Here is a 20,677-nt window from a genome sequence, read left to right as displayed (position 1 = left end):
CGACTGTTTTTCGGCTCCTTGGATAGAAGGGCGCTCCTTTTGCCAAACCTTCCCAAGGCTGTACAAAAGTTTCATCGGAGTTAGAGGTACCATTGAGAATGCCCCACCGCTGCCCAGACCTAAAAACTTTTAACCTTCTACGTTCTGTTAAGCTTTGGTGTTTACAATGAAGAGCTTTCTAACCGAACAGCAGATTAAGATTCTCCGCCTCCGCGCGAGGGGCCTCAAGCAGAGCGAGATTGCCGAGCTTCTCGGCACGAGCAGGGCCAACGTTAGCATACTGGAGAGAAGGGCCCTGGAGAAAATTGAGAAGGCCCGAAACACCCTCCTAATCTGGGAGCAGATTAACTCGAAGGTGAGCGTCGAAGTCAAACGCGGCGAGGACATATTTGACGTTCCCGACAAGCTCTTCAGCAAGGCCGACGAGCTCGGCGTCAAGGTGCCCTACAGCACGGCCGAAATAATAGCCTTCCTCGTCGAGCACGCACCAGTTGACGACAGGCTGGCGAAGAGGGACTTCACTCTCTTCCTCGACGCCAACGACAGGCTTCGCGTCAGCGAGTGCATCTTAGATGACTTCGATGAGATACGGAAGAAGGATGGCGGTAAAGACCCCGTTCAGGGCCATGGCTAACCCGCTCACGGCTCCGGCCAATTCGTCCTCGGTTATTATCCTCGCCGTCCCAAGGCCGTGTGAGGAAACCCCCGTTGCCAAACCCCTCGCTATTCTGTCCCCCACCCCAAAGACGTTCAGCAACTCCGGCGCGAAGGCGTTGCCGAGCAGTCCGGTCGTTATCACCAGAACCGCCGTCAGCGATGGGATTCCGCCTATCTTCGCGCTCACGCCTATGGCTATGGCAGTCGTTACACTCTTGGGGGCTATGCTTCGAAGAACGGTTTCGCTCGCGCCGAGTAACTGTGCCGTCCAGTAGGCGCTCAGCACCGCGGTGGTTCCACCGATTAGAATTCCCAGCGAGATTTCCTTTGCGTACCTGGCTATAAGCGCCCTGTTCTTGTAGACCGGGATTGCCAGGCTCACGACTGCCGGTCCGAGCAGGAACTTGAGGAAAACCGCGCTCTCCATATACGAGTCGTAGGAAACGTTTCCAAGCTTGAGAACCACGGCGATTGTAAGTATCGAGAGCAGGACTGGGTTCGTGTAGAACGCCTTTCTTCTCGCGTGGAGCTCCGAGAAGACGTAGAACACCACGAGCGTTAGGGCTATCCCGTAGGGGTTCATCTCCGAACGACCTCCACGGTTTTTGCAGTCACGAAGAGGGTGACGACGAAGCTGAGAACCAGCGCGACCGATATCGGAACGAGCTGGGCCTTTATCAGGCCGAGGTAAGTGACTATCCCGACTCCCGGCGGGATGAAGAGGACGCTCATGTTCTTCACGAAGAGCTCGGCTTCGTTTTCGACCCACTCAAGCTTCACAGCACCGCTCAGAAGCGCCGAGAGCAGGAACAGCATCCCGAGAACGCTACCCGGGACCGGGAGGTGAAGGGCAGAGCTTACCATCTCGCCGAGCGCGTAGAAACCGAATATTATCGCCAGTCCTCGATAGGGCTTCATGGATTATGGTACGCATCTTCTCCAAAAAGACCTTTCGGAAGAGGTCAGAAGAAAAGGAAAATACGAGAGAAACCATATCAGAGCTTGAACCTGCTGATAATATCGCGCAACTGGGCCACGATGTTTTTGAGGTCGTTTGCTGCTCTTTCGAGTTCTTCTGTTGCTGCAGTCTGCTCTTCAACGGCAGAACTAACCTCCTCAGCACTGGCAGTAGTTTCCTCAGCACTGGCAGCCAAATTCTCCAAAGCACGCAACGCCTTATCAACCTCCTCCTGCGTACGAATAATCTGCTCCTTAACCTCACCCATCCGACCACTAGCCTCCTGGAGAAGGTCAGCAATGTTGCCGAGGTAGGTTATCGTCTCCCTGAGGGTCTCGGCGCTCTCGCCGACGACCTGGACGCCCTTCTCGGTGCTCTCCACTGCGTCTTTGATTTCTGTGGTTATCTGGTCGATGATGTTCTTGATGTTGTCTGCAGCCTGTTTGCTCTCCTCGGCAAGCTTCCTAATCTCCTGAGCAACGACGGCAAAACCCCTACCAGCTTCCCCAGCCCTCGCTGCTTCAATAGCCGCGTTGAGGGCGAGTAAGTTAGTCTGCTCAGCAATATTCGTAATCACATCCGTAATCTCCTCAATACTCCTACTCATCTCCGCGACCTTCGTAACGGCGTGCTCAATCTTGCTCATGGTCTCCTGTATGCTCTCTATCTGCTGGGCCGAGACCTCGCTCTTCTCCCTTCCCTCGTTTGCTATGCTGACGACTTCACTCACCGCGCCTTCGAACTCTTCCATTGCCCTGACGCTTTCGGCGCTGGTTTCTGCTACAAAGCGCATTCCCTCGGTAATCTCGTTGATGCTCTCCTGCTGTCTCTGCGCCTCTATGCTCACCTGCTGGACGGCCTCATTAACCTGGTTGATGGCTTCAGTAACGTCGGTCGCTATCTGCGCCAGCACGTTGGCTTTCTTTTCGAGTTCGTCAGTGACGTTGACGATTTCTCCTATGAGTCCCTTGAGCTTGTGGGTTGTGTCGCGGAGGTCTTCAAGGATTTCCTTGAGCTCGCCCTTGGCCTCGGCCGTTAGGCCGTTGCTCAGGTCGCCTTCAGCCAAGCGCTCAAGCTTCTCTCCTATTACCGTCAGCGTTCCAACGAGGTCTTTTCCAACGGACTCGAAGGCCCTGATGAGTGCACCAATCTCATCGTCCTCAAGGTAGCGGATGCCCTTGAGCTTCCTGCTCACCTCGCTCAGCCTGCCCTCGGCCAGGTCTCTGGCAACTTCGCTGAGCTTTTCAAGCGGCTTGAGCGAGTTTGAGACGAGCTTGTATGATATGCCCGCGAGAATCGCTGACATGGCTAGTATTATCACGGTTAGGAATACCGTTGACTTCTTTGTCGCTTCGCGGGTGTCGTTAACCGCCTTTATTATTCCTGCGCTTATCTCGTTGACTGGGACCTTGGCGAAGACGTACCAGCCGGTTTCGGGCACTTTAACACCAGCGGCTACCGCTCTAACTCCGTTGAAGGTGTATATCGTGGTTGCCTCATCTTTTCCGCTCTGGATAATCTCCGCAACGGGCTTGAGGGTGGGTTCCTTGAAGACGTTCAGGGTCATCTCGTACTTCTCGTTGGGATGCATGATTATGGTTCCATCCGGACCGACAACGTATGCGTAGCCCGTCTCTCCGACCTTGACTTTCTTAACCGCCTGCGCGAGGGTATCAATGAAGACATCCAGACCAACGACACCGATGAGCTTACCGTTGAGATAAACGGGAACGGCGTAGGTTATAACCCACTTTCCGCTGGAGGCATCCTTATACGGCTGACTCCAGACGGGGCCGTTCTTCGCGACGGCCTCTTGATACCAGGGCCTCTTCCTCGGGTCGTAGCCCTGGGGAAGCTCCTGCTCGGGGTAGATGTACATGTTGCCGTTAACGTCGCCGAAGTAAACGCCGCTGAGCAGGGGTTCGGCCTTGGCTATGGCCTTGAAGTGGTCGAGGAGGACCGGCTTGAGCTTCTCAGCATATCCTGGACTTCCAAAGGAGACTCCCTGCTCGTTAAGTTCCGTGATTGCCTGGATTACCATCTCTGACGTCGCGGTTCCCAGGGCTTCGACCTCCTTGAAGAACCCGCTGAACTGATTGGCGAGCGCCTCTGCCTGGGCGAGGGTCATGTCCCTCGCCTGCTGGTCTATCTCGGGCGCGAGCTTCTCCTCTATGATGTTGCTGGTGTGGTCGCCGGTGTAGAGCATCATTGCACTCGCGACCACCGTTACGAGGAGCAACGCCACGACGACGATGCCCACCATCTTTGTCTTGAAGTTCATCGAATCACCCCCGTGAGCTCCTGATTTAATAAATCTTCTCGATGACCTTTCCGCCGGAAACACGCCTCATCCTGACTTTACCCGTCGAGAGGTCGAGGTAGATAGTCCTTCCACCCTTTCCACCCGTGTCTTCCGCGACAAGTCGTATGCCGTACTTCTTGAGCTCCCTCTTTGCGACCTCGACGTTCCTCTTGCCTATCATCAGCTTCTCGCTGGTCACGTTGGTGAACATGTGCGCCCCTCCGAAGAGCTTTGCCTCAGCTCGCCTTGGATTCCCGCCGAGCTTCTGGATGTCCCTGATGAGCAGCTGCAGGCCGGTATCAACGTACTTCGCAGGGTTTCCCTTGTTGCCGTAGTAGCTCGCCTCGGGCAGGAGCGCGTGGAGCAGGCCGCCGACCTTGGTTAGGCGGTCGTAGAGGGTTATACCGACACAGCTACCTAACCCGTAGGTGCTGATTATCCCCTCCTTCTTGCCGACCGCGTAGTCGCCGATACCGACCTTTATCTCCGCTGGCAAGGTTCAACCCTCGGTTTTCTCGTTGATTGTAGGCTCGGAACCTTCAGTGGGGCTTTCCTGGGCTTCCTCCGGGGCGTTTTCGGTGACTTCCTCAACCTTGCTCTCCTTCACCTCTTCGCCCGGCTCTATCGTTTCCTCGGGCGGTATCTCGGGCTCGACGTCCTTCACCTGAGCCTCAAGCTTGCCGACGAGCTTGTCAAAGGCGTCTTTGGTCGGCACTAGATAGAACAGGCTCTCTATTCCAGTGTCCTTCTGGTAAAAGCGCGTCTTGAACATTATGACCTCGGTGACGTCCCTGAGGTCGGGCCTCGACAGCTCCTTCTCAACGTCGTAGAGGCTCTCGGCTGGCTTCGGCGGGCTCAGCGACACCGGCTCCTCGATGAGCTTGGCGAGGATGTCGGTGTAAACCGAAATCAGTATGTTGCCTATCTCCATTATCGCCGAGCGTCCCATCTCGTCTATCCCCTCGTCGCCGGGGTCCATTCCAAGGAGCGTCATGACGAGAGCTTTGGCGCTCTCCTTGGGGAACTGGAGTATCGTCAGACCGCTGAGCCCCTCGGTTATGTCGAACATGACGACGAAGCTGTTCTTTATGCCCCTGCTCGCGAGCTCGTGGAGGAACTTTGCCCTTGGAAGAACGCTTACAGTAGGGGGCTCCATCTCTATCTCGCCTATCATGTTCGAGAGCGCCGTGAGAGCGTGGCTCATCGCTATGTTGGAGGCTTCCCTAAATATGTCCTGATACCACTCCGAAAACCAGTTCTTGTGCCCGCTCATACGAATCCCCCCAGCAGGGTCTCAACAACCTTCTTCATCGAGGCCGGGTGCGGGATAATCGTGAAGTGCTCCTTGAACTCGATTCCCTCAATCTTCATCTCGGTTTTGAGGAGCATCGTGTAGTCGCAGTGCTGGGCAACGTCGGCCAGTGCAAAGTCCAGTATCGCCGGGGTGAAGTCAATCGCGATGTCCGGCGGCGTCTGGTTGATTTCCGTTCCCAGAAACTCGCTGAGGGCGTTGGCGAAGGCCGAGATTAGGATGTTTCCCATCTCCATAACGGCCGACGCAACCATGTCGTCGAACTCCGTTGTTGTTCCCGGCTCCTGGCCCATCATGAGGTCGAATATCCTCAGCGCGTCCTCAAAGTCAAGGAAAAAGAACGCGTGGCCCTCAAAGCCCCCGCTGAGCTGTATGTAAACCGCCACCTTAACGTCCTCACCGACCTTCTCTGGGACGGACTTGATGGAGGTTATCTCTATCTCCGGAACCGTGATGTTCACCGTCAAACCTGTCATCTCGCTGAGGGCATCGGCCGCCCTGGAGGCGCCTATGTTGAAGGTCTCAACTAACGCGCTCTTGGCGAACTCGTCGAGGTTCTTTATGTACTCCTCGTAGTTCTCAGATTCCACCACGTCCACCTCCGAGGAGACCGTTAATCTCGATAATCAGCACGACGCTACCGTCACCGAGTATGGTCGCTCCTGCGAAGCCGCTGATGTGCGAGAGCATCTTGCCGAGGCTCTTGATGACGATGTCCTTCTTGTGGAGAAGCTCGTCAACTCCTATGGCCACCTTCTGGGCGCCGAGGTCAACAACCAAAGCCGGGAACTCCTCAAGCTCCGGCATCGGCAGGCCGAAGAGCTCGTGGAGCATTATGACCGGTATAATCTCGCCGCGGAGAACTATGACCTCCTTTCCGCCGATGCTCTTGAGGTTCTCGCGCTTTATCTCGATGCTCTCAAGGATGTTGTTTATCGGAACCGCGTAGACCTCGTCCTGCACCTTGATGAGGAGCGCCTGGATGATGGCCATGCTCACGGGCAGCTTGAGCACGAAGGTCGTTCCCTTTCCGACCTCGCTGTAAACGGCTATGCTTCCGTTGAGGCTCTTGACGACCTCCTTGACGACGTCCATACCGACTCCTCTTCCTGAAACGTCCGTGACCTGGTCCTTGGTGCTGAATCCAGGCAGGAAGATTAGGTTTATCGCCTCCTCGTCGCTCATCTCAGCTGCCTGCTCCGGCGTGATGAGGCCCTTCTCTATCGCCTTCCTCTTAATCTTCTCCGGGTCTATACCCCTTCCATCGTCCCTGACGATTATCTCGACGTGGCTCCTCTCACGCCTTGCTATGAGCTCAAGCCTTCCTGCCCTCGGCTTGCCGAGCTTCTCACGCTCCTCCGGCGGCTCAATACCGTGGTCTATGGCGTTCCTGAGGAGGTGGACGAGGACGTCGCCGAGCTTGTCGAGTATCGTCCTGTCAACCTCGATGTCCGCTCCCTCGATGATGAACTCGACTTCCTTGCCCATCTTCCTCGCGAGCTCGCGGACCATCCTCGGGAACTTGTTGAAGACCTCGGCGACCGGTGTGAGGCGCATCTCCATTATCTCGTCCTGCAGCTCGGTGAGAAGCCTTGAGAGCGTTGACAGCGTCTCGAGAAGCTCTCTGTCGCCGAGCCTCTCGGCTATCTGCTCCAGCCGGCCCTTGGTGATGACCAGCTCACCGACGAGGTTCATCAGCCTGTCGAGGTGGCTGACGTCAACCTTGATTATCTTGGAAATCTTGACCTTCGGGGTCTTTATCGGGCCCTTTGCGGCCTTTTTCTCCTTCTTTTCGGCCTTCTCTGCCTTCTTTTCCTCCTTCTTTTCTGGCTTGGGCTGGGCCTGAGCCGGGGCCTCTTCCCCAATCTCCCTAACGTCGGCGTTTTCGACGTCCGGGTGCTTGGTGATTATCTTAACTATGTCCTCCTTGTTGAGGTTCGTCCTCAGAATGACCCTGAAGTAGTAGCCGTCAATCAGCTCGCCGTTCTGGATGTCAATCGCGTTGGGCTCGGTCTTCTCAACGACTCCAACCTTCTGAAGGTCTTGGAGAACGAGATAAGAGCGAACCCCCTTGAGCGGTGCGTCTTTCTGGAGGTAAACCGTGACCTCGTACTTCCTTTCTCCTCCTTCTCCTCTACCTTCTCCGCTCGCAACGGTCTCGCCGCCGAGCGTCTGAACCTCGACCTTCTCAACCTCGGGATGCCGAGAAACGACTGTTTTAATCTTCTCCGGGTCCTCTTCTGTCTCTATGACGAACTCGAGCACATCAACGTCTGCCTTTCCGTCCTCGATGACCTTCCTCTCGGGGTTGGTCTCGACGACGACTCCAAGCTCCTCCAGGTCAGAGAGGATGAGAAAAGCCCTGACCCCCCTCAGTGGGGCGTCCTTCTGGAAGTAGACCTTCACGAGGTAGCGGTTGCCGGCGGGGGGAGCTTCTGGCGCCTCGGCTTCCTCCCCTTCTCCCTCTTCGGGGGCTTTCTCCTCTTTCTCCTCCTTTTCCTCTTCCTTCTTTCCGCCGCCTGCCCCCGCCTGGTCGAAGAACTTCTGGGCCTTTTCGAAGAGCGAATCAACGTCGAAGTCGCCCTCCTCCCCCGTCTCCTCGATGTTGTCAACCATGGCCTCGATGATGTCGAGGAATTCGAGGAGGACGTCTATAAGCTCGGGAGTTGGCTCAATCTTACCGCTCCTGACGAGGTCGAAGAGGTTCTCCATCTTGTGGGCCACTTCGCTGAGCTTCATGAAACCCATCGTCGCGGCCGTACCCTTGAGCGTGTGGGCGTCGCGGAAAATCTGGTCTATCATTGCCTTCTTCTCTTCCTCGCTGCCGCCTTCCTTGACTATCTTCTCCAGCGTGAGTATGGCGTTGCTGAGGCTGTCTATCCTATCCCTCGCATCGGCGAGGAACTCATCAAGGTACTGTGAAAGGTCCTCCACCGCCACCACCCCGCTTTATCTTGTTCACTGCCATCACAACGGTGTCGGCGATTTTATCGAGCGGCACGATGTAGTCAACCATGCCCGTCTCGGCGGCCGCCTTTGGCATTCCGTAGATTATCGAGGTCTCCTTGTCCTGCGCGATGGTGATTCCGCCCTTCTTCTTGATGGCGACTATTCCCTGGGCCCCGTCGCGTCCCATTCCCGTCATGACGACGCCGACGGTTTTCCTTCCAAAGACCTCCGCGGCGGTAATCATCATCGGGTCGGCCGCGGGCCTTACGCCGTGTATCTTCGGCTTCTTGTTGAGGGTTATCACGGGCTTTCCACGCCTCAGCTCGACCTCCATGTGGTAGTCGCCCGGTGCAACGTAGGCCCAGTCCTCCTCTATCGGTTCTCCGTCTTCCGCCTCCTTCACGTTGAGCTTGCTGACGCTGTCGAGCCTCTTGGCGAATGACTTCGTGAAGCCGGGGGGCATGTGCTGGACGAGCAGGATTGCCGCGCCGAGGTGCTCGGGGAACTTGGGGAAAACCTTGAGGAGGGACTGCGGTCCACCGGTTGAGGCCGCCATTGCAACCGCAATCCTCGCGGGAACCCCTTTCCTCTTGACCTTGCTCTTCTGGGCCCTCAGCAGTCTCGTCCTCTTGAGCTCAAGGAACCTCTTTGGAACCTTCGCCGCCTCCTTGATTTTCGCGATTATCTCGTCCTTCATCTCCTTCATGCTGAGGGAAATGGAAGAGCTGGGCTTGGGGATGAAGTCAATCGCCCCGTACTCGAGGGCCTTTATCGTTGCCTCGGCCCCCTCCTGCGTGAGTGCGCTCACCATGATTACCGGCGTCGGGCTCTGCTTCATTATAACCCTGAGGGCGTCGAGGCCGTTCATTCGTGGCATCTCAATGTCGAGCGTTACCACGTCGGGCTTGTGGAGCTTGACCATGTTTATGGCCTCGATTCCATCACGGGCTTCGCAACAGACTTCTAGCTCGGGGTCGGAGTTGATTATATCCCTGAGTATCTTGCGCATGAAGGCGGAGTCATCAACGACGAGTACCCTAATCTTTTTCTTGGGTGAGCTCAGGGGCATCATCACTCACCCTAACTCGACAGTACGCGGTTGATTTCCTCAAGCACCTTCGGGGCCTGGAAGGGCTTGACGATGTATCCAGAGGCGCCGGCCTTGAGGGCTTCCATGACCTTGCTCTCCTGCCCGACGGCGGTAATCATGATTATCTTGGCGTTGGGGTCGATTTTCTTTATCTCGCGGACGGCCGTTATTCCGTCCATCTCCGGCATGACTATGTCCATCGTTACCACGTCGGGCTTGAGCTCCTGGTATTTCTGAACGGCCTCCTTTCCGTTGCTGGCTTCGCCAACCACCTGGTGGCCGCCCTGGGTCAGTATCTTCTTCAGGAGCATGCGCATAAAGGCGGCGTCATCTACGACCAAAACCCGAGCCATGCTTCTTCACCTCCAGGTTCTTGCGATAAATCCTCGCGACGAGGTCGTACAATTTGAACAGCTTTGCCGCGTTTCCGAGTATCGTCTCAGTTTTACCCAGAATAAGGAAACCGTGGTCTTCGAGGGAGTCGTACAGCTTGGCAAATATCTCCTCCTGCGCCTCCCTCTTGATGTAAATCAGCACGTTGCGGATGAATATGACGTCGAAACCCGTTGGATACCTCGGGCTGAAGAGGTTGAACTGCTGGAACTTAACGAGCCTCTTCACCTTCGGTGAGACGCGGTAGCGCTCGTCGCTGACCCTCGTGAAGTACTTAGGTATCATGTGCCTCGGAACCTGCTTCTCAACGACGTCAACCGGGTATTCGCCGCGCATCGCGACCGCGAGGGCTTCTCTGTCTATATCGGTCGCGAGTATCTGAACCCTGAAACCGCCGAGGTTCTCTCCAAGGGCCTCATAGAGGGTCATCGCTATTGAGTAGGGCTCCTGTCCCGTGGAGCAGGCCGCGCTCCATATCTTGAGCGAGGAGCTGTGCTGTTCCTTCTTTATCTTCACGAGCTCGGGGATGACTTTCTTCTCGAAGGTCTTCCAGACGATTGGGTCGCGGAAAAACTCGGTGACGTTTATAGCGACCGTTAAGAGCAGTTCGTCAAGCTCCTTCTTGTTCGTCTTTATCAGGCGGTAATACTCCATGAAGTTCGTAATCCCCAGCTTTCTCATCCTCGCGCGGATTCTCCTCATAAGGTAGGAATCCTTGTAGGCGTCACTGCTAACCTTGAGGTGCCGAAAGAGCTCCTCCTTAATCTTCAGATAGCCGGGGTCCCTGTAGTCCATCATACGGCCCACTCACCTTGGTGAATGTCCGGGATGAAGGCGAGCCCGTTGGGGGCTCAACGAAATTCCCTACAAGTTTATGGGCCTTTTCTCATAAAAAGCCTTTAGTGTAGATGGTTGTGTAGGTGCATACGCAGGTCGTTACGAATCGAAGGGTTATTATAGTGACTCGTAGCACTGGTTATTACATACATACGAAAGTCTTTTATCCCCGAAGTGACAATAAGTACCAGTCAGGGGGTGCGCCCATGGGCAGGTCAGTAACTCTCGCCTCGGTGCTATCGGTTCCAGTGGTCACGCTCGCGGGTTCTGCGGTTTCTCTAGCGGTGGGTGCAATAGCGGGCATCGGCACTGCTCTGGTCGTTGGACTCTACCTCTCCTCCGGCTCCCGAAGGGAAGACCTCCTCGACGTTCTTGAGAAGCTAATCGAGGGGGAGCACGTTCCCCTTGAGGGCTTTGACCAGGAGACGGCCTCCCGTCTTCTCCGCATAGCCGAAAAGGCAAAATCAAAGAGGGAGGTCAGGATTGAAAGGGTCGGCGTTCCGGAGGAGGTTCGCGAGGCCCTTGAGGAGCTCAGGAACGCCGACGAGAAGGCAACATCGCTTCTTGAGAGCACCGACTTTGAGGTTTCCCTCGACTCCAATGGACTGCTCACCCTCATTCAGGACGAGCGCTCCCGCGTGGCGGAGCTCGGAGACTACATCCAGACCCTCACCGCAGGCATTGAAGAGATGAACACCCAGGCTCAGGCGCTGACCGATTACGCCCTCGAAACGGCTAACATGGCCGAGAAGGGCAAGCAGATTTCCGACAACGTGGCTTTGAACGTCGCGAGCATCAACGAGGTCAACCAGGACATGGAGAAGGCCCTTTCGCTCCTCGTCGAGCACTCCAAGAGGGTCGGCGAAATCGTCGAGGTCATCGGCAACATCGCGGAGCAGACGAACCTTTTGGCCCTCAACGCCGCAATAGAGGCCGCGAGGAGCGGAGAGCACGGAAGGGGCTTCGCTGTGGTCGCTGAAAACATCCGCGAGCTGGCAGACCAGTCCAAGAAGTCAACCGACCAGATTGCAGAGCTGATTAGGAACATGCAGGAGAGCATTGACAAGGTCGTCGGCTCAATAAAGAAGGAGTTCACGGTCACAGAGGAGATAAAGGACGCCGTTCAAGAGCTCATCGCGGCCTTCGACGATATAGCGAGACGCGCCAACGAGACGGCCAACATGATAAAGGAGCTCTCCGACAGCATCGAGGGCCAGGCCCAGTCGGTTCAGATGCTGATGGACACCCTGGACAGCGTTTACAAGGTTCAGGAAGACCTCTCGACTGAGATTGACGGCTTCACCACCTTCGTCGCGGACGTCCAGACGAGGCTGGAGGAGATTAGAAAGGGTCTTAAGGAGCTTGCCGAATCGGTTTCGCGTTCACGTGAACTCCTTGAAAGGGTTGGGGGGTGATACCTTGGGGGAGATTCAGGTTGTGGCTTTCATGGTCGGCAACGAAGAGTTCTGCCTTGACATCTCCAAGGTCAGGGAAATCAAGGAGATGATGCCCATAACCCGCGTTCCCAACGCGCCGGACTTCGTTGAGGGCGTCATAAACCTGCGCGGTCAGATTACCACCGTCGTCAACCTCAAAAAGCTCCTCGGCTACTACGACCCGGACGAGGACCTCTCCAAGAAGAAGATTATCATCGCCGAGGTCAAGGACGAGGTTGTCGGCATAATCGTTGACGCCGTCTCGGACGTCATAACCCTCACCGACGAGCAGATAGAACAGCCTCCGAAGACCCTTGCCAGCAGGGTGGACATACGCTACATAAAGGGCATCGCCAAGATAAACGACGGCGAGAGGCTTCTCATAATGATTGACCTCGACAAGCTCCTCGGCGACGAGTTTTAGAGGAGGTTGAGGTCCTTTAGAATTTCCTCTATGTCGTCTTTCTTCTCTTCGGGCTCCTTCTCAACGGCTCCGAGCTTGAGCATTAACTTCTGCACCTGCTCCTCCAGCCTTCTCAGCTCCTCGAACTGGTAGCGCAGCTTCTCGTAGAACTCCTTCTCTACCGGCGTCACGGGGACGGGCTCTCCGAGCATCTCGGCAATCCTGTCAATCTCACCGGCCAGCTCGTAGGTTATCCTGTGTATCTCGATGAAGCTCTTCTCGGGCGAGAGTTCTTTGTCCCCGCGCTTCATCGGGAGTTCGAGCCTCTTGGTCTTGACTATGACCTCGTTGAACTTGGAGTAAACGTTCTCGTCCGGGACGGAAACGATGGCCAGCTTCCTCAGGTTCTTGAGGAGTTCGACGAGGTTCTCTTTGAGCTCCTGGAACTCCTTCTGCCCCTTTCCGGTCAGGACGTACACCTTCGCTATGTCCCTGAGCGAGAGGAGCGCGCGCTTGGCTTCGAGAAGGCCCTCGCGGAGCTTCTCTGGTTGGAGGGTTATGGCGGCCTTGATGACTTCAAGGAACTCCTCCACTTCCTCGTTCTTCCTCCTCTCGATGACCTCTTCGAGGTGCTCTATCTCCTCCTCAAGCTCCCTGATGATTTCCTCTTTCAGCTCCTCCTTTATAAGCTCCCTGCTCTCCTCGACTTCCCTTTCCAGCTTTTCGACCCTGCCTTCAAGCCTCTCAAGGCCGTTCTTAACGCTCCCAATCTCGAAGTCAAACTTCGTCTCGAACTTCTTGAACTCCTTCAGGGACTTTTCAAGTGAAGCCAGCTTCTCCCTTATCTCCTTCAGCTCCGGGATTTGGGTGGGACTTCTCTCGGAGCTTCTCAGTTCTGAAATCCTCTTTTCAATGGCAGAACGGAAGCCGGTGAAGTTCTCTTCGAGCTCCATGAGGTCGTCCTTGAGTTCGAAGTACCTCGCGAGAACCTTGTTCGTGACGTCCCTAACGTAGAGAACGAGCGCCACTGCGACCGCTGCCGTTACTGCAATCGCTTCCCACATGATTACCACCCGGAGCCCGTGGAACTAATATGCGCACCAATGCTTTAAATGTTTTGTGAAACTGCCTTGGATTTTATCCAAAATCATAGAGGGATGTACCAACCTTCCACGAGTATCGAAATGTTGTGATGATTCCCCAATTCGATGAGATTTTCGTTGTATCAGGGACATTATCCATGCGAAAACGTTATATATCTTCCAATCGTTAGTACTAACACGATGCACCTGCATGGCCAGCTACATAAAGTTCAGAGGGGTACAATCAGCTCAGAAAAAGCCCGGGGTGGTGGAAGGATGAACTCGGTGGTGATAGACCCGCAGGTGCTCAGGTCATTGCACCGCAGTGAGCTCAGGAAGAAGATACTGATGTACCTGAACGAGATATACCCGTCCGCGACGTACCTGTCCGAGATTGCGAGGGTCGTCGGTTCTGACCCCTCCAACGTTAGGGGCGCTCTCGTTGGTCTTGGTAACCGCTACAACGGTGAGAGCTCCCTTGTCTATCTCGGCCTCGTTGAGGAGATAGCAAGCAACGGCTTCAAGTACTATCGCCTCACGGAATACGGCAAGAAGGTCGTGGATTACCTGAAGGAATACTACCGCTACTACAGGCGGTTCCTGTGAGGTGGGGAGATGTCCTCCCCGAGGGTCGTGGACACCAACATTGACCACATGGTTAGGATTGCCATACTCCAGATTGTTTCCCTCGGCACGAAGCACGGTATATTTTCCCTCCTCGCGAAGGAACCCACCCTTCAGGAGCTCCTTGACAGGGTTGGCCTCCCAAACAGGGCTCTCCTAGTTAAGTTCGTCTCAACCCTGCAGGACCTCCGAATCGTCGAGGTTCGCGCCGGGAGGCTCCACCTCAACGGTTTTTCATATACCCTTGAGATTCCGCCCGACAAGTACGACCTCCTTCTCCCGGACTGGGTGTCAATCCACGAGGAGATTTATCGAATGGTGGACTACGCCTTCATAACGCCCACTCATCCGCACATTCTCATGGACTTCGACAAGGACGCCGACTTCTGGGACATGAGGATGAGCACCTCCTTTGCGAGGGCCTACCGTGAGGTTATGGCCGACGTCGCCGACCTGGGGCCGGGTTCGGCGGTTCTCGACATAGGCTGCGGTTCCGTCTCGCCGGAGTTCTTTGGCAGGATTGTGGGCTACGATGGCCTCTACCTCGGCCTCGACTACTCGCCGGCGCTCCTTGAGATAGCCCGCTCCAGGGCCGAGGAAAAGAACCTCCCCGTTTCCCTTAAAGAGCTCGACGCCAGGCTCATACGGCCCGTCAACGAGTACGATGCCGTTCTGATGAGCTTCGTCCTTGAGTACATTCCGGACAGGGCGAAGGTTCTCAAGAACGCCTTCGAGACGCTGAAGAGCGGGGGCAAGCTGGTGATAGTCGAGCCCTTCAGGGACGCCTTTGAGAACGTCTCGGCCCTTGAGTTCTTCGAGGCCCTCAACAGGGACTTCACGGGCTTCCCGACGGTGAGGGAAGTGACGAGGGCCCTGGAAAAGATGGGCTTCGACTTCAAAACCGAGCGCCCTGGAAGAAGCATTCTCGTCGTGGAAAAAGTTTAAAGAAGGGAAAGTTCAGGCCTTGAGGGCCTTTTCCAGGATTTCTATTGCCTTCTTGAGCTCGACGTAGGCCTTGCGCAGGTACGGGAAGAGCCTTATGTTGCCGATGTTGCTGAGAACCGGGCCGTACTTGGCGGCTTCCTTGTAGTAGCCCTCGGCCAGCTCCTTGTGCTTGAGGGCCTCCTGGAGCGTTGCGTTTGAGACGTTGGCCTTTACAGCCTCCTGGTAGAGCTTTTCGAAGGTTTCGATGTTTCTGGTGTAGTAGAGGTAGTAGAGGTAGTTGACCCTCATCAGCGTCAGAACGAGCCCGCTAGCGCTGAGTGACGCTCCCCTGGTTGCCTCCGCCAGGACGATGAGCTCGTTGTTGCTCTCGTTGCTCTCCTGAATCCTGTTGTCGGGGTCAACGACGGCCTTTATGGTGTAGTTGCCCTCCTTCTCGGGCGTCCACTTGAAGGGCAGTGAGAACTCCGCTCCCTCCGAAACCTCGCTGACGGTCACCCTTCCGACTTCGGTTCCGTTGACGTAGAGAACGACGTCGAAGGGCCTGTCAACAGGTCCGCCGAGGTTCTTTATCGTGACGTTTATCGTCTGTGGGACGCCGACGTAGAACTTAGTCGGGCCGATGGCCTCGACCTTGAGGTCGGGTAACTTCACGCCGAGGGCGTACTCGCTCAGGTGGCTGACGTTGGCCCAAACGTAGTTGTGCACCGGGTCCCTTCCGAAGCCGAAGACGGTTATGTTGCCGTACGGCGAGTTGTCCGGGATGGTCTCTCCGACGTGCTTGCTGAGGTCAATCCACTCGGTTCCGTTCCAGTAGAGGAGCGTCACGGCGTTCTCGCTTATGCCGAGCCTCTTGAGCATCTCGTCGCTGTAGGTCAGGTTGAGGATTACCCACGAGTACTTTACCGTCTCGTTGGTCTCGACCTTGACGTACTTGAGGTCTTCGTAGCCCTTGGCAGTCATCTTCACCCTCGCGTCTTCGTTTTCAACTCCTGAGGCGACGGTGACGTTCATGGTGACGCTCTCGTTCTGGGCCGGGGCGACGACTATCTGGGTCTGGTTCTCGACGTTGACCTCGTGGGTCTCGTTGGCTGTGAGGTTGAGCTCCCTCGTCTCGACGGCCTTTCCGAAGAAGTTGACGAGCTTAGTTGTGACGTGGCCGGCTTCATCCACCGCGGTGACGTTCAGGATGTAGTCTTCGAGGCCCCTGATGGTGAAGTTGAACATGACCGAATAGCCGTTTATTGCATAGGTGAAATTCAGGCTGTTCCGCTCTATGACGTCCGTTACGTTCGTGATTGTATAGTTCACCTGCTTAATCCCTCCGTTGTCCCAGACGCTTATGTTAATCGTTACGTTCTTTCCGACCTCCTGAACCTGGGGCGTCACCGTTGCGGTTACTGCCGGCGGGAGGGTGTCAACGGTGCTGTGCACCCACAGGTCCCAGTCTATGTCAAAGAGCGCCCCTTTATCGCTGACAAATCCAAATTTGATGATAAGCCATCTCCATACACCCAGCGGAAGGTCTTCTACCTTTATCCTGGCAATTCCATTTCCGTTCTCGTCGGTGAAGCCTATTCCGTAGTATCTCTGCCCGTTCATTTCGTAGGAGTAGTAGAAGACGCCCTTTCCCGGGAGCTTAATTGGAACCTCCAGCTCACCGCCGGTGTATTCGACGTCCCTGGGAAGCTCAAGCCCGCTGGTTACGTAGTAAATCCTCTCGGTGGTGTGACTTCCTGCACTGCAACCAACGCCGCCCTCCGGGTCCCTGTAGCAGAGCCAGTTGTTGGGGAGAATCTTGAACAGGTAAACCCCTGGGCTTACGTTGCCGGGAACGGTCGCGTTCGAGGTGACGTACAGGGAAGTCACGTTTCCGATGTATTTCCAGTCAAAGTACTGGCCGAACTCAACAACGGTCGGGGTCTTGAGGCCCCAGTCAATTCCCCTGTCGTCCGCCGGCTCGATGTTTATCCTGACTCCGTCGGAGGTCATGTTAACGAAGACCCTCGCCCTCGGCGTGTCAACGGTCGTGTCCTCGTACGCTCCCGACCTGTGGATGAAGAGAACCTCGGGCTTCCTGTCCCAGACCGTGTTCGGCAGTCTCTCCGAAGGAACCGAAACGTTGGCGCTGAACCTGCCGTCTTCGTCTGTCTTCACAGTTTTAACGCCCCAGGGGGTGAAGATGTACACGGTCTCGTTGGCGAGTCCCCTGTAGAACTTCTCCCAGTCGTAGAACCAGTCCTTGGTTCTGTTCTCGAGGCCACCGCTAATCATGAGGGTGTCTCCGGTCTTAAGTCCCGTCTCGGGGCTGTACGTCAGGTTGACCCAGGCGCTGCCCCATAGGTTCGGCCTCAGGGTGTAAATCCTTGCCATTGCATCCCCAATCCTGACCTCGCCGTAGTATGCCCACTCCGGAACGGTTATCCTCTTGATGACGCTCTTGGTGCCGTTGAAGGTCACGAGGGTGGTGTTGGTTTCTCCTCTCCAGTCCCACACCCAGGAGCGGAACTCCCAGGGGTACCACGTGATGGTCATGTTGTAGGTGCCTTCCCTGGTAGTGTTGACGACGAGGGAAATGCTCTGGCCCGGCTCCGCCAGAACCCTGTCGGGCGTTATCGTGAAGATTAGCGGCGTCTCGTTTGAGGTCTCGTTGGTTGGCGGCTGGGGAGCTGGGGCGGACTTTTCAATTCTTATGTCGTGGGAGCCGACCCCCGCGAGGATTTCAATCCTGTCGCAGTCCGGAACGGTCAGGGTGAAGTTGGCGTAGCCGTCCCTCACGCCAACCGTTATGTTGTCCGTGATGGTTGTCCAGTTGCTGTAGTACCACCTCTTCAGCTCAACGGTGAGGTTTCCGCTGTAGGGCGCGTTTGCCCCGGCGTCCCAGACGAGAAGGTGAACTGTCACGTTCTGGCCGACGTATGCTTTATCCGGGCCTATGAGCTTGGCGAGGATTATTTTCTCACGAACCTCGAAGTGGGACGCCGTTCTGCCGTCGAAGAGAACCTCACCGGCTCCGGTCTCGTTGAACCTGAGGGTGAGCTTCAGCTTTCCGTCGGTGACGTTCACGACTTCGCTCCTGACTTCCCTCCCGTTGAAGAACACCGTCACGTTGACGGCTCCGCTGTAGGGCGTGAGGACGTAGGGCGTGACGAGCGTCCACTCGATGCTGTAGCTTCTGTTGACCTGGAGCTCCAGGTCTTTCTCGATGAAGAGGTACGGCGGAACTTTCTCGACGTCAATCCAGGTGCCCGTTGAGAGGTTTCCGTACGCGGCCCTTACCCAGTAGCCGCCTTCCTCCGCGAAGGTCAGGTTCAGGCTCGCAAAGCCGTCCTCGTTGGTGGTGACGTTGTAGAGCCCGTCCTCGGTTTCGATGGTTACCGTCGCGTTCGCTATTCCGCCCTCGCCGGGCTTCCAGAGCACGACCGCAATCGTCACGGTCTGGTTCGGCTCAACGAGCCTGCTCGACGGCCAGATGAAGAGCTGGACGTTCTCAGTTCTGCTGTAGGCGTAACTCACTCCCATGACAGCGGGCACACCACTGCCGAGGAGCAACAGTATTAATGCCACCACTATTGCTCCCTGCCTTCTTACCATGGGAATCACCGTAACCTTATGCTCTTGTCCCCTTTATATACCTTAGCGGTAGTTTCGCCGAGGCCATCGTAGTTAGTACCTACATATGCACCTACATAACCACCTACACTACTAAGAACAAAAAAGGGCTTTATATTTTCCGGGCGTAACCCCTAACGCAGAAAACCCTACGGGGGTGCGTGGTGAATGAAGGCCAGGACCAGAAGAGGTGCCGTCGGTATCGGTACCCTGATTGTGTTCATAGCCATGGTTTTAGTGGCGGCAGTTGCCGCGGCAGTGCTGATTAACACGAGCGGTTACCTCCAGCAGAAGGCTTCCAGCACCGGCAGGGAGACCACCCAGGAGGTTGCCAGTGGCTTGCAGGTTGAGAGGGTTGTTGGTAAGACCGACGACCCATATACTACGGGTACCACTGAGCTCGACTACATCAGGCAGCTCGCGATATACGTTTCTCCGAACGCTGGTAGCGCTGGCATTGACCTCAGTAACACCAAGGTCATCCTGAGCGACGGAACCAAGGAGGCCGTTCTCCAGTACGCCGGTGGTCCAGACGATGCAAACGATGCCTTCTATAACGGCGTGACTGATGATATCTTTGGCACTACCCTTGCTGCGTGGAGCAACCTTTGGGCTACTGGGCACGACCCGGCTAAGAACTTTGGTATCATAGTTCTCCAAGACGCTGACCAGAGCCTTAGCGCTGACTACCCGACTCTCAACCAGGGCGACCTCGTCGTTCTCACCGTGCTCGTTGGTGCCCTGGACCTTGGTAACGATGGATATGGAACTGGAACTGATGCTGTTGGTGTCTTCGCCGACCTTGCCAACAACGTCTATGGAATCGCTCCGGGCACCAAGATTACCGGTGAGGTCGTTCCGGAGTTCGGCGCTCCGGGCGTCATCGAGTTCACTACCCCGAGCACCTACACCGAGGCCGTTATGGAGCTCCAGTGATTTCGTTTCCTTTCCAAATTTTAGGAGGGAGGTGAGAGAATGAGGAAGGGAAGGAGGGGTGCCGTCGGTATCGGTACCCTGATTGTGTTCATAGCCATGGTGCTCGTCGCGGCCGTAGCGGCGGCCGTGCTCATCAACACGAGCGGTTACCTCCAGCAGAAGGCTTCCAGCACAGGTAGAGAGACCACCCAGGACGTTGCGAGCGGAATCAAGGTCGTCAAGGTCGTCGGCTACGACCCGGCCACCCCGCCGGCTAGTGGTAAGATTGAGAGACTGGCCGTTTATGTCAGCCCGAACGCCGGTTCGGCCGGCATTGACATGAAGAAGGTCCGCGTCGTCCTCAGCGACGGCGACAAGCAGGCGATATTCAACTACTTCGTCGGGGACTTCCCAAGCGGAAGCTTCCAGATTGATGACGATGAAAACTTTGATGAGACCACCGAAACGGGTCAGAACCCGCTAACAATTGCTAGTGCCTTGGGTATAAATGTGAAGGTTGATACAGCAACACCCTCCTACGAAATCTCGTTCACCGATGGTACCAACACTATATCATTCACAACGACTACCGCAACTGATATCTCCGAAACTGGTGTCTATGTGGGTAAGAAGTTCACTGTCACAGTTTACTCCGACAAGGATGCCGTCATCGCTATAACCTACAACAACAAGGTCGTCGGTAGCCTTGTCCTAGACAAGGGCGCTAACACCATCGTCGTTGAGGCCCGCGACTATGGTGCTACGACCTTTGCCAACATAGATTACATCAAGGTCTACAACGAGAAGTATCCGACTCACTACATTGCGTGGGGTAAGCAGAGTGACCAGGGAACCTCCGCTCCCGCCGATGGTTCAACGGTCACAGTCCTCGACGTCACAACTGCTAACAGCGTGAGTGTTGACGATGACGCGAACCTCTTTGAGACCACTGAGACTAACAACGCACCCCTTGCACTTACCAACGGTGGAACCATTACTATCGCGTACTCTGAGGGCACTACTACTGGAGATGGCCTCATAGGTGGTGGTACTGACGATTCAATCACAGTAACTGTCGGCACCACCACTTGGACCTTTGCGGATGCAGACTTTACTCAGTCCACCGTAGATATTGATGGTGACGGAAACGCTGATACCGTAGCTA

At 55.7% G+C, this 20,677-nt stretch carries 18 protein-coding genes and 1 pseudogene; 7 read left to right on the top strand and 12 right to left on the bottom strand.

What is annotated here, in order from left to right:
- The first annotated feature begins 166 nt into the window (after positions 1-166).
- Positions 167-634: a Tfx family DNA-binding protein gene (locus BD01_RS05600; protein ID WP_042690888.1), complete on the top strand. Its 468-nt coding sequence runs from the start codon at positions 167-169 to the stop codon at positions 632-634.
- On the opposite strand, the gene BD01_RS05595 is transcribed toward BD01_RS05600, so the two are convergent.
- From BD01_RS05595 to BD01_RS05550, 10 genes are all read right to left on the bottom strand, one after another.
- Entirely contained in the window at positions 569-1,240 is a 672-nt protein-coding gene (locus BD01_RS05595) for a CidB/LrgB family autolysis modulator (protein ID WP_042690886.1), read from the bottom strand. The two genes, BD01_RS05600 and BD01_RS05595, sit on opposite strands and share 66 nt — an antisense overlap.
- Positions 1,237-1,575 (bottom strand): CidA/LrgA family protein, encoded by a 339-nt coding sequence (locus tag BD01_RS05590; protein WP_042690884.1) that lies wholly within the window; start codon positions 1,573-1,575, stop codon positions 1,237-1,239. Before BD01_RS05590 ends, BD01_RS05595 begins: the two co-directional genes overlap by 4 nt.
- 77 nt (positions 1,576-1,652) lie before the next feature.
- Positions 1,653-3,896 (bottom strand): methyl-accepting chemotaxis protein, encoded by a 2,244-nt coding sequence (locus BD01_RS05585; RefSeq protein ID WP_042690883.1) that lies wholly within the window; start codon positions 3,894-3,896, stop codon positions 1,653-1,655.
- A gap of 25 nt (positions 3,897-3,921) precedes the next feature.
- Complete coding sequence (locus BD01_RS05580) at positions 3,922-4,413, bottom strand: chemotaxis protein CheD (RefSeq protein ID WP_042690881.1); 492 nt, start codon at positions 4,411-4,413, stop codon at positions 3,922-3,924.
- Positions 4,414-4,416: 3 nt separating this feature from the next.
- A complete protein-coding gene (locus BD01_RS05575) occupies positions 4,417-5,190 on the bottom strand; it encodes a chemotaxis protein CheC (RefSeq protein WP_084606323.1) in 774 nt (257 codons plus the stop codon).
- Positions 5,187-5,819, bottom strand: coding sequence for a chemotaxis protein CheC (locus BD01_RS05570; protein WP_042690880.1), 633 nt, complete (start codon positions 5,817-5,819; stop codon positions 5,187-5,189). The genes BD01_RS05575 and BD01_RS05570 overlap by 4 nt, the downstream gene beginning before the upstream one ends.
- Complete coding sequence (locus BD01_RS05565) at positions 5,809-8,163, bottom strand: chemotaxis protein CheW (protein WP_042690878.1); 2,355 nt, start codon at positions 8,161-8,163, stop codon at positions 5,809-5,811. The genes BD01_RS05570 and BD01_RS05565 overlap by 11 nt, the downstream gene beginning before the upstream one ends.
- Positions 8,138-9,247, bottom strand: coding sequence for a protein-glutamate methylesterase/protein-glutamine glutaminase (locus tag BD01_RS05560; RefSeq protein ID WP_042690877.1), 1,110 nt, complete (start codon positions 9,245-9,247; stop codon positions 8,138-8,140). Before BD01_RS05560 ends, BD01_RS05565 begins: the two co-directional genes overlap by 26 nt.
- 11 nt (positions 9,248-9,258) lie before the next feature.
- Positions 9,259-9,621 carry a response regulator gene (locus BD01_RS05555; protein ID WP_042690875.1) on the bottom strand — a complete coding sequence of 121 codons (363 nt, stop codon included), beginning with the start codon at positions 9,619-9,621 and terminating at the stop codon, positions 9,259-9,261.
- Complete coding sequence (locus BD01_RS05550; protein ID WP_042690873.1) at positions 9,596-10,459, bottom strand: CheR family methyltransferase; 864 nt, start codon at positions 10,457-10,459, stop codon at positions 9,596-9,598. The genes BD01_RS05555 and BD01_RS05550 overlap by 26 nt, the downstream gene beginning before the upstream one ends.
- A gap of 245 nt (positions 10,460-10,704) precedes the next feature.
- Between BD01_RS05550 and BD01_RS05545 the strand changes: the two genes are divergently transcribed.
- Positions 10,705-11,913, top strand: a complete 1,209-nt coding sequence (locus BD01_RS05545) for a methyl-accepting chemotaxis protein (RefSeq protein WP_042690872.1) — start codon at positions 10,705-10,707, stop codon at positions 11,911-11,913.
- 4 nt (positions 11,914-11,917) lie between these two features.
- Positions 11,918-12,358, top strand: a complete 441-nt coding sequence (locus BD01_RS05540) for a chemotaxis protein CheW (protein ID WP_042690870.1) — start codon at positions 11,918-11,920, stop codon at positions 12,356-12,358.
- Here BD01_RS05540 and BD01_RS05535 read toward each other — a convergent pair.
- A complete protein-coding gene (locus tag BD01_RS05535) occupies positions 12,355-13,401 on the bottom strand; it encodes a hypothetical protein (RefSeq protein WP_042690869.1) in 1,047 nt (348 codons plus the stop codon). The genes BD01_RS05540 and BD01_RS05535 overlap by 4 nt on opposite strands.
- Positions 13,402-13,695: 294 nt before the next feature.
- On the opposite strand from BD01_RS05535, the gene BD01_RS05530 reads away from it, so the two are divergent.
- A complete protein-coding gene (locus BD01_RS05530) occupies positions 13,696-14,025 on the top strand; it encodes a helix-turn-helix domain-containing protein (RefSeq protein WP_042690868.1) in 330 nt (109 codons plus the stop codon).
- A 9-nt stretch (positions 14,026-14,034) separates the two neighbouring features.
- Positions 14,035-14,988: a class I SAM-dependent methyltransferase gene (locus BD01_RS05525; protein ID WP_042690867.1), complete on the top strand. Its 954-nt coding sequence runs from the start codon at positions 14,035-14,037 to the stop codon at positions 14,986-14,988.
- 12 nt (positions 14,989-15,000) lie between these two features.
- Here the strand turns inward: BD01_RS05525 and BD01_RS05520 are convergent, their stop codons facing one another.
- Complete coding sequence (locus tag BD01_RS05520; RefSeq protein ID WP_042690865.1) at positions 15,001-18,579, bottom strand: CARDB domain-containing protein; 3,579 nt, start codon at positions 18,577-18,579, stop codon at positions 15,001-15,003.
- A gap of 186 nt (positions 18,580-18,765) precedes the next feature.
- Here BD01_RS05520 and BD01_RS05515 point away from each other — a divergent pair, with 186 nt between their 5' ends.
- Both BD01_RS05515 and BD01_RS11470 read left to right on the top strand, forming a co-directional pair.
- Entirely contained in the window at positions 18,766-19,533 is a 768-nt protein-coding gene (locus BD01_RS05515) for a flagellin (protein ID WP_042690864.1), read from the top strand.
- Between the two features lie 39 nt (positions 19,534-19,572).
- A pseudogene (locus BD01_RS11470) lies at positions 19,573-20,034 on the top strand (archaellin/type IV pilin N-terminal domain-containing protein); the annotation flags it as partial.
- Positions 20,035-20,677 lie beyond the last annotated feature (643 nt).

Source organism: Thermococcus nautili (assembly GCF_000585495.1).
Taxonomy (GTDB): domain Archaea; phylum Methanobacteriota_B; class Thermococci; order Thermococcales; family Thermococcaceae; genus Thermococcus; species Thermococcus nautili.
This window is presented reverse-complemented; position numbering and strand designations above follow the sequence as displayed.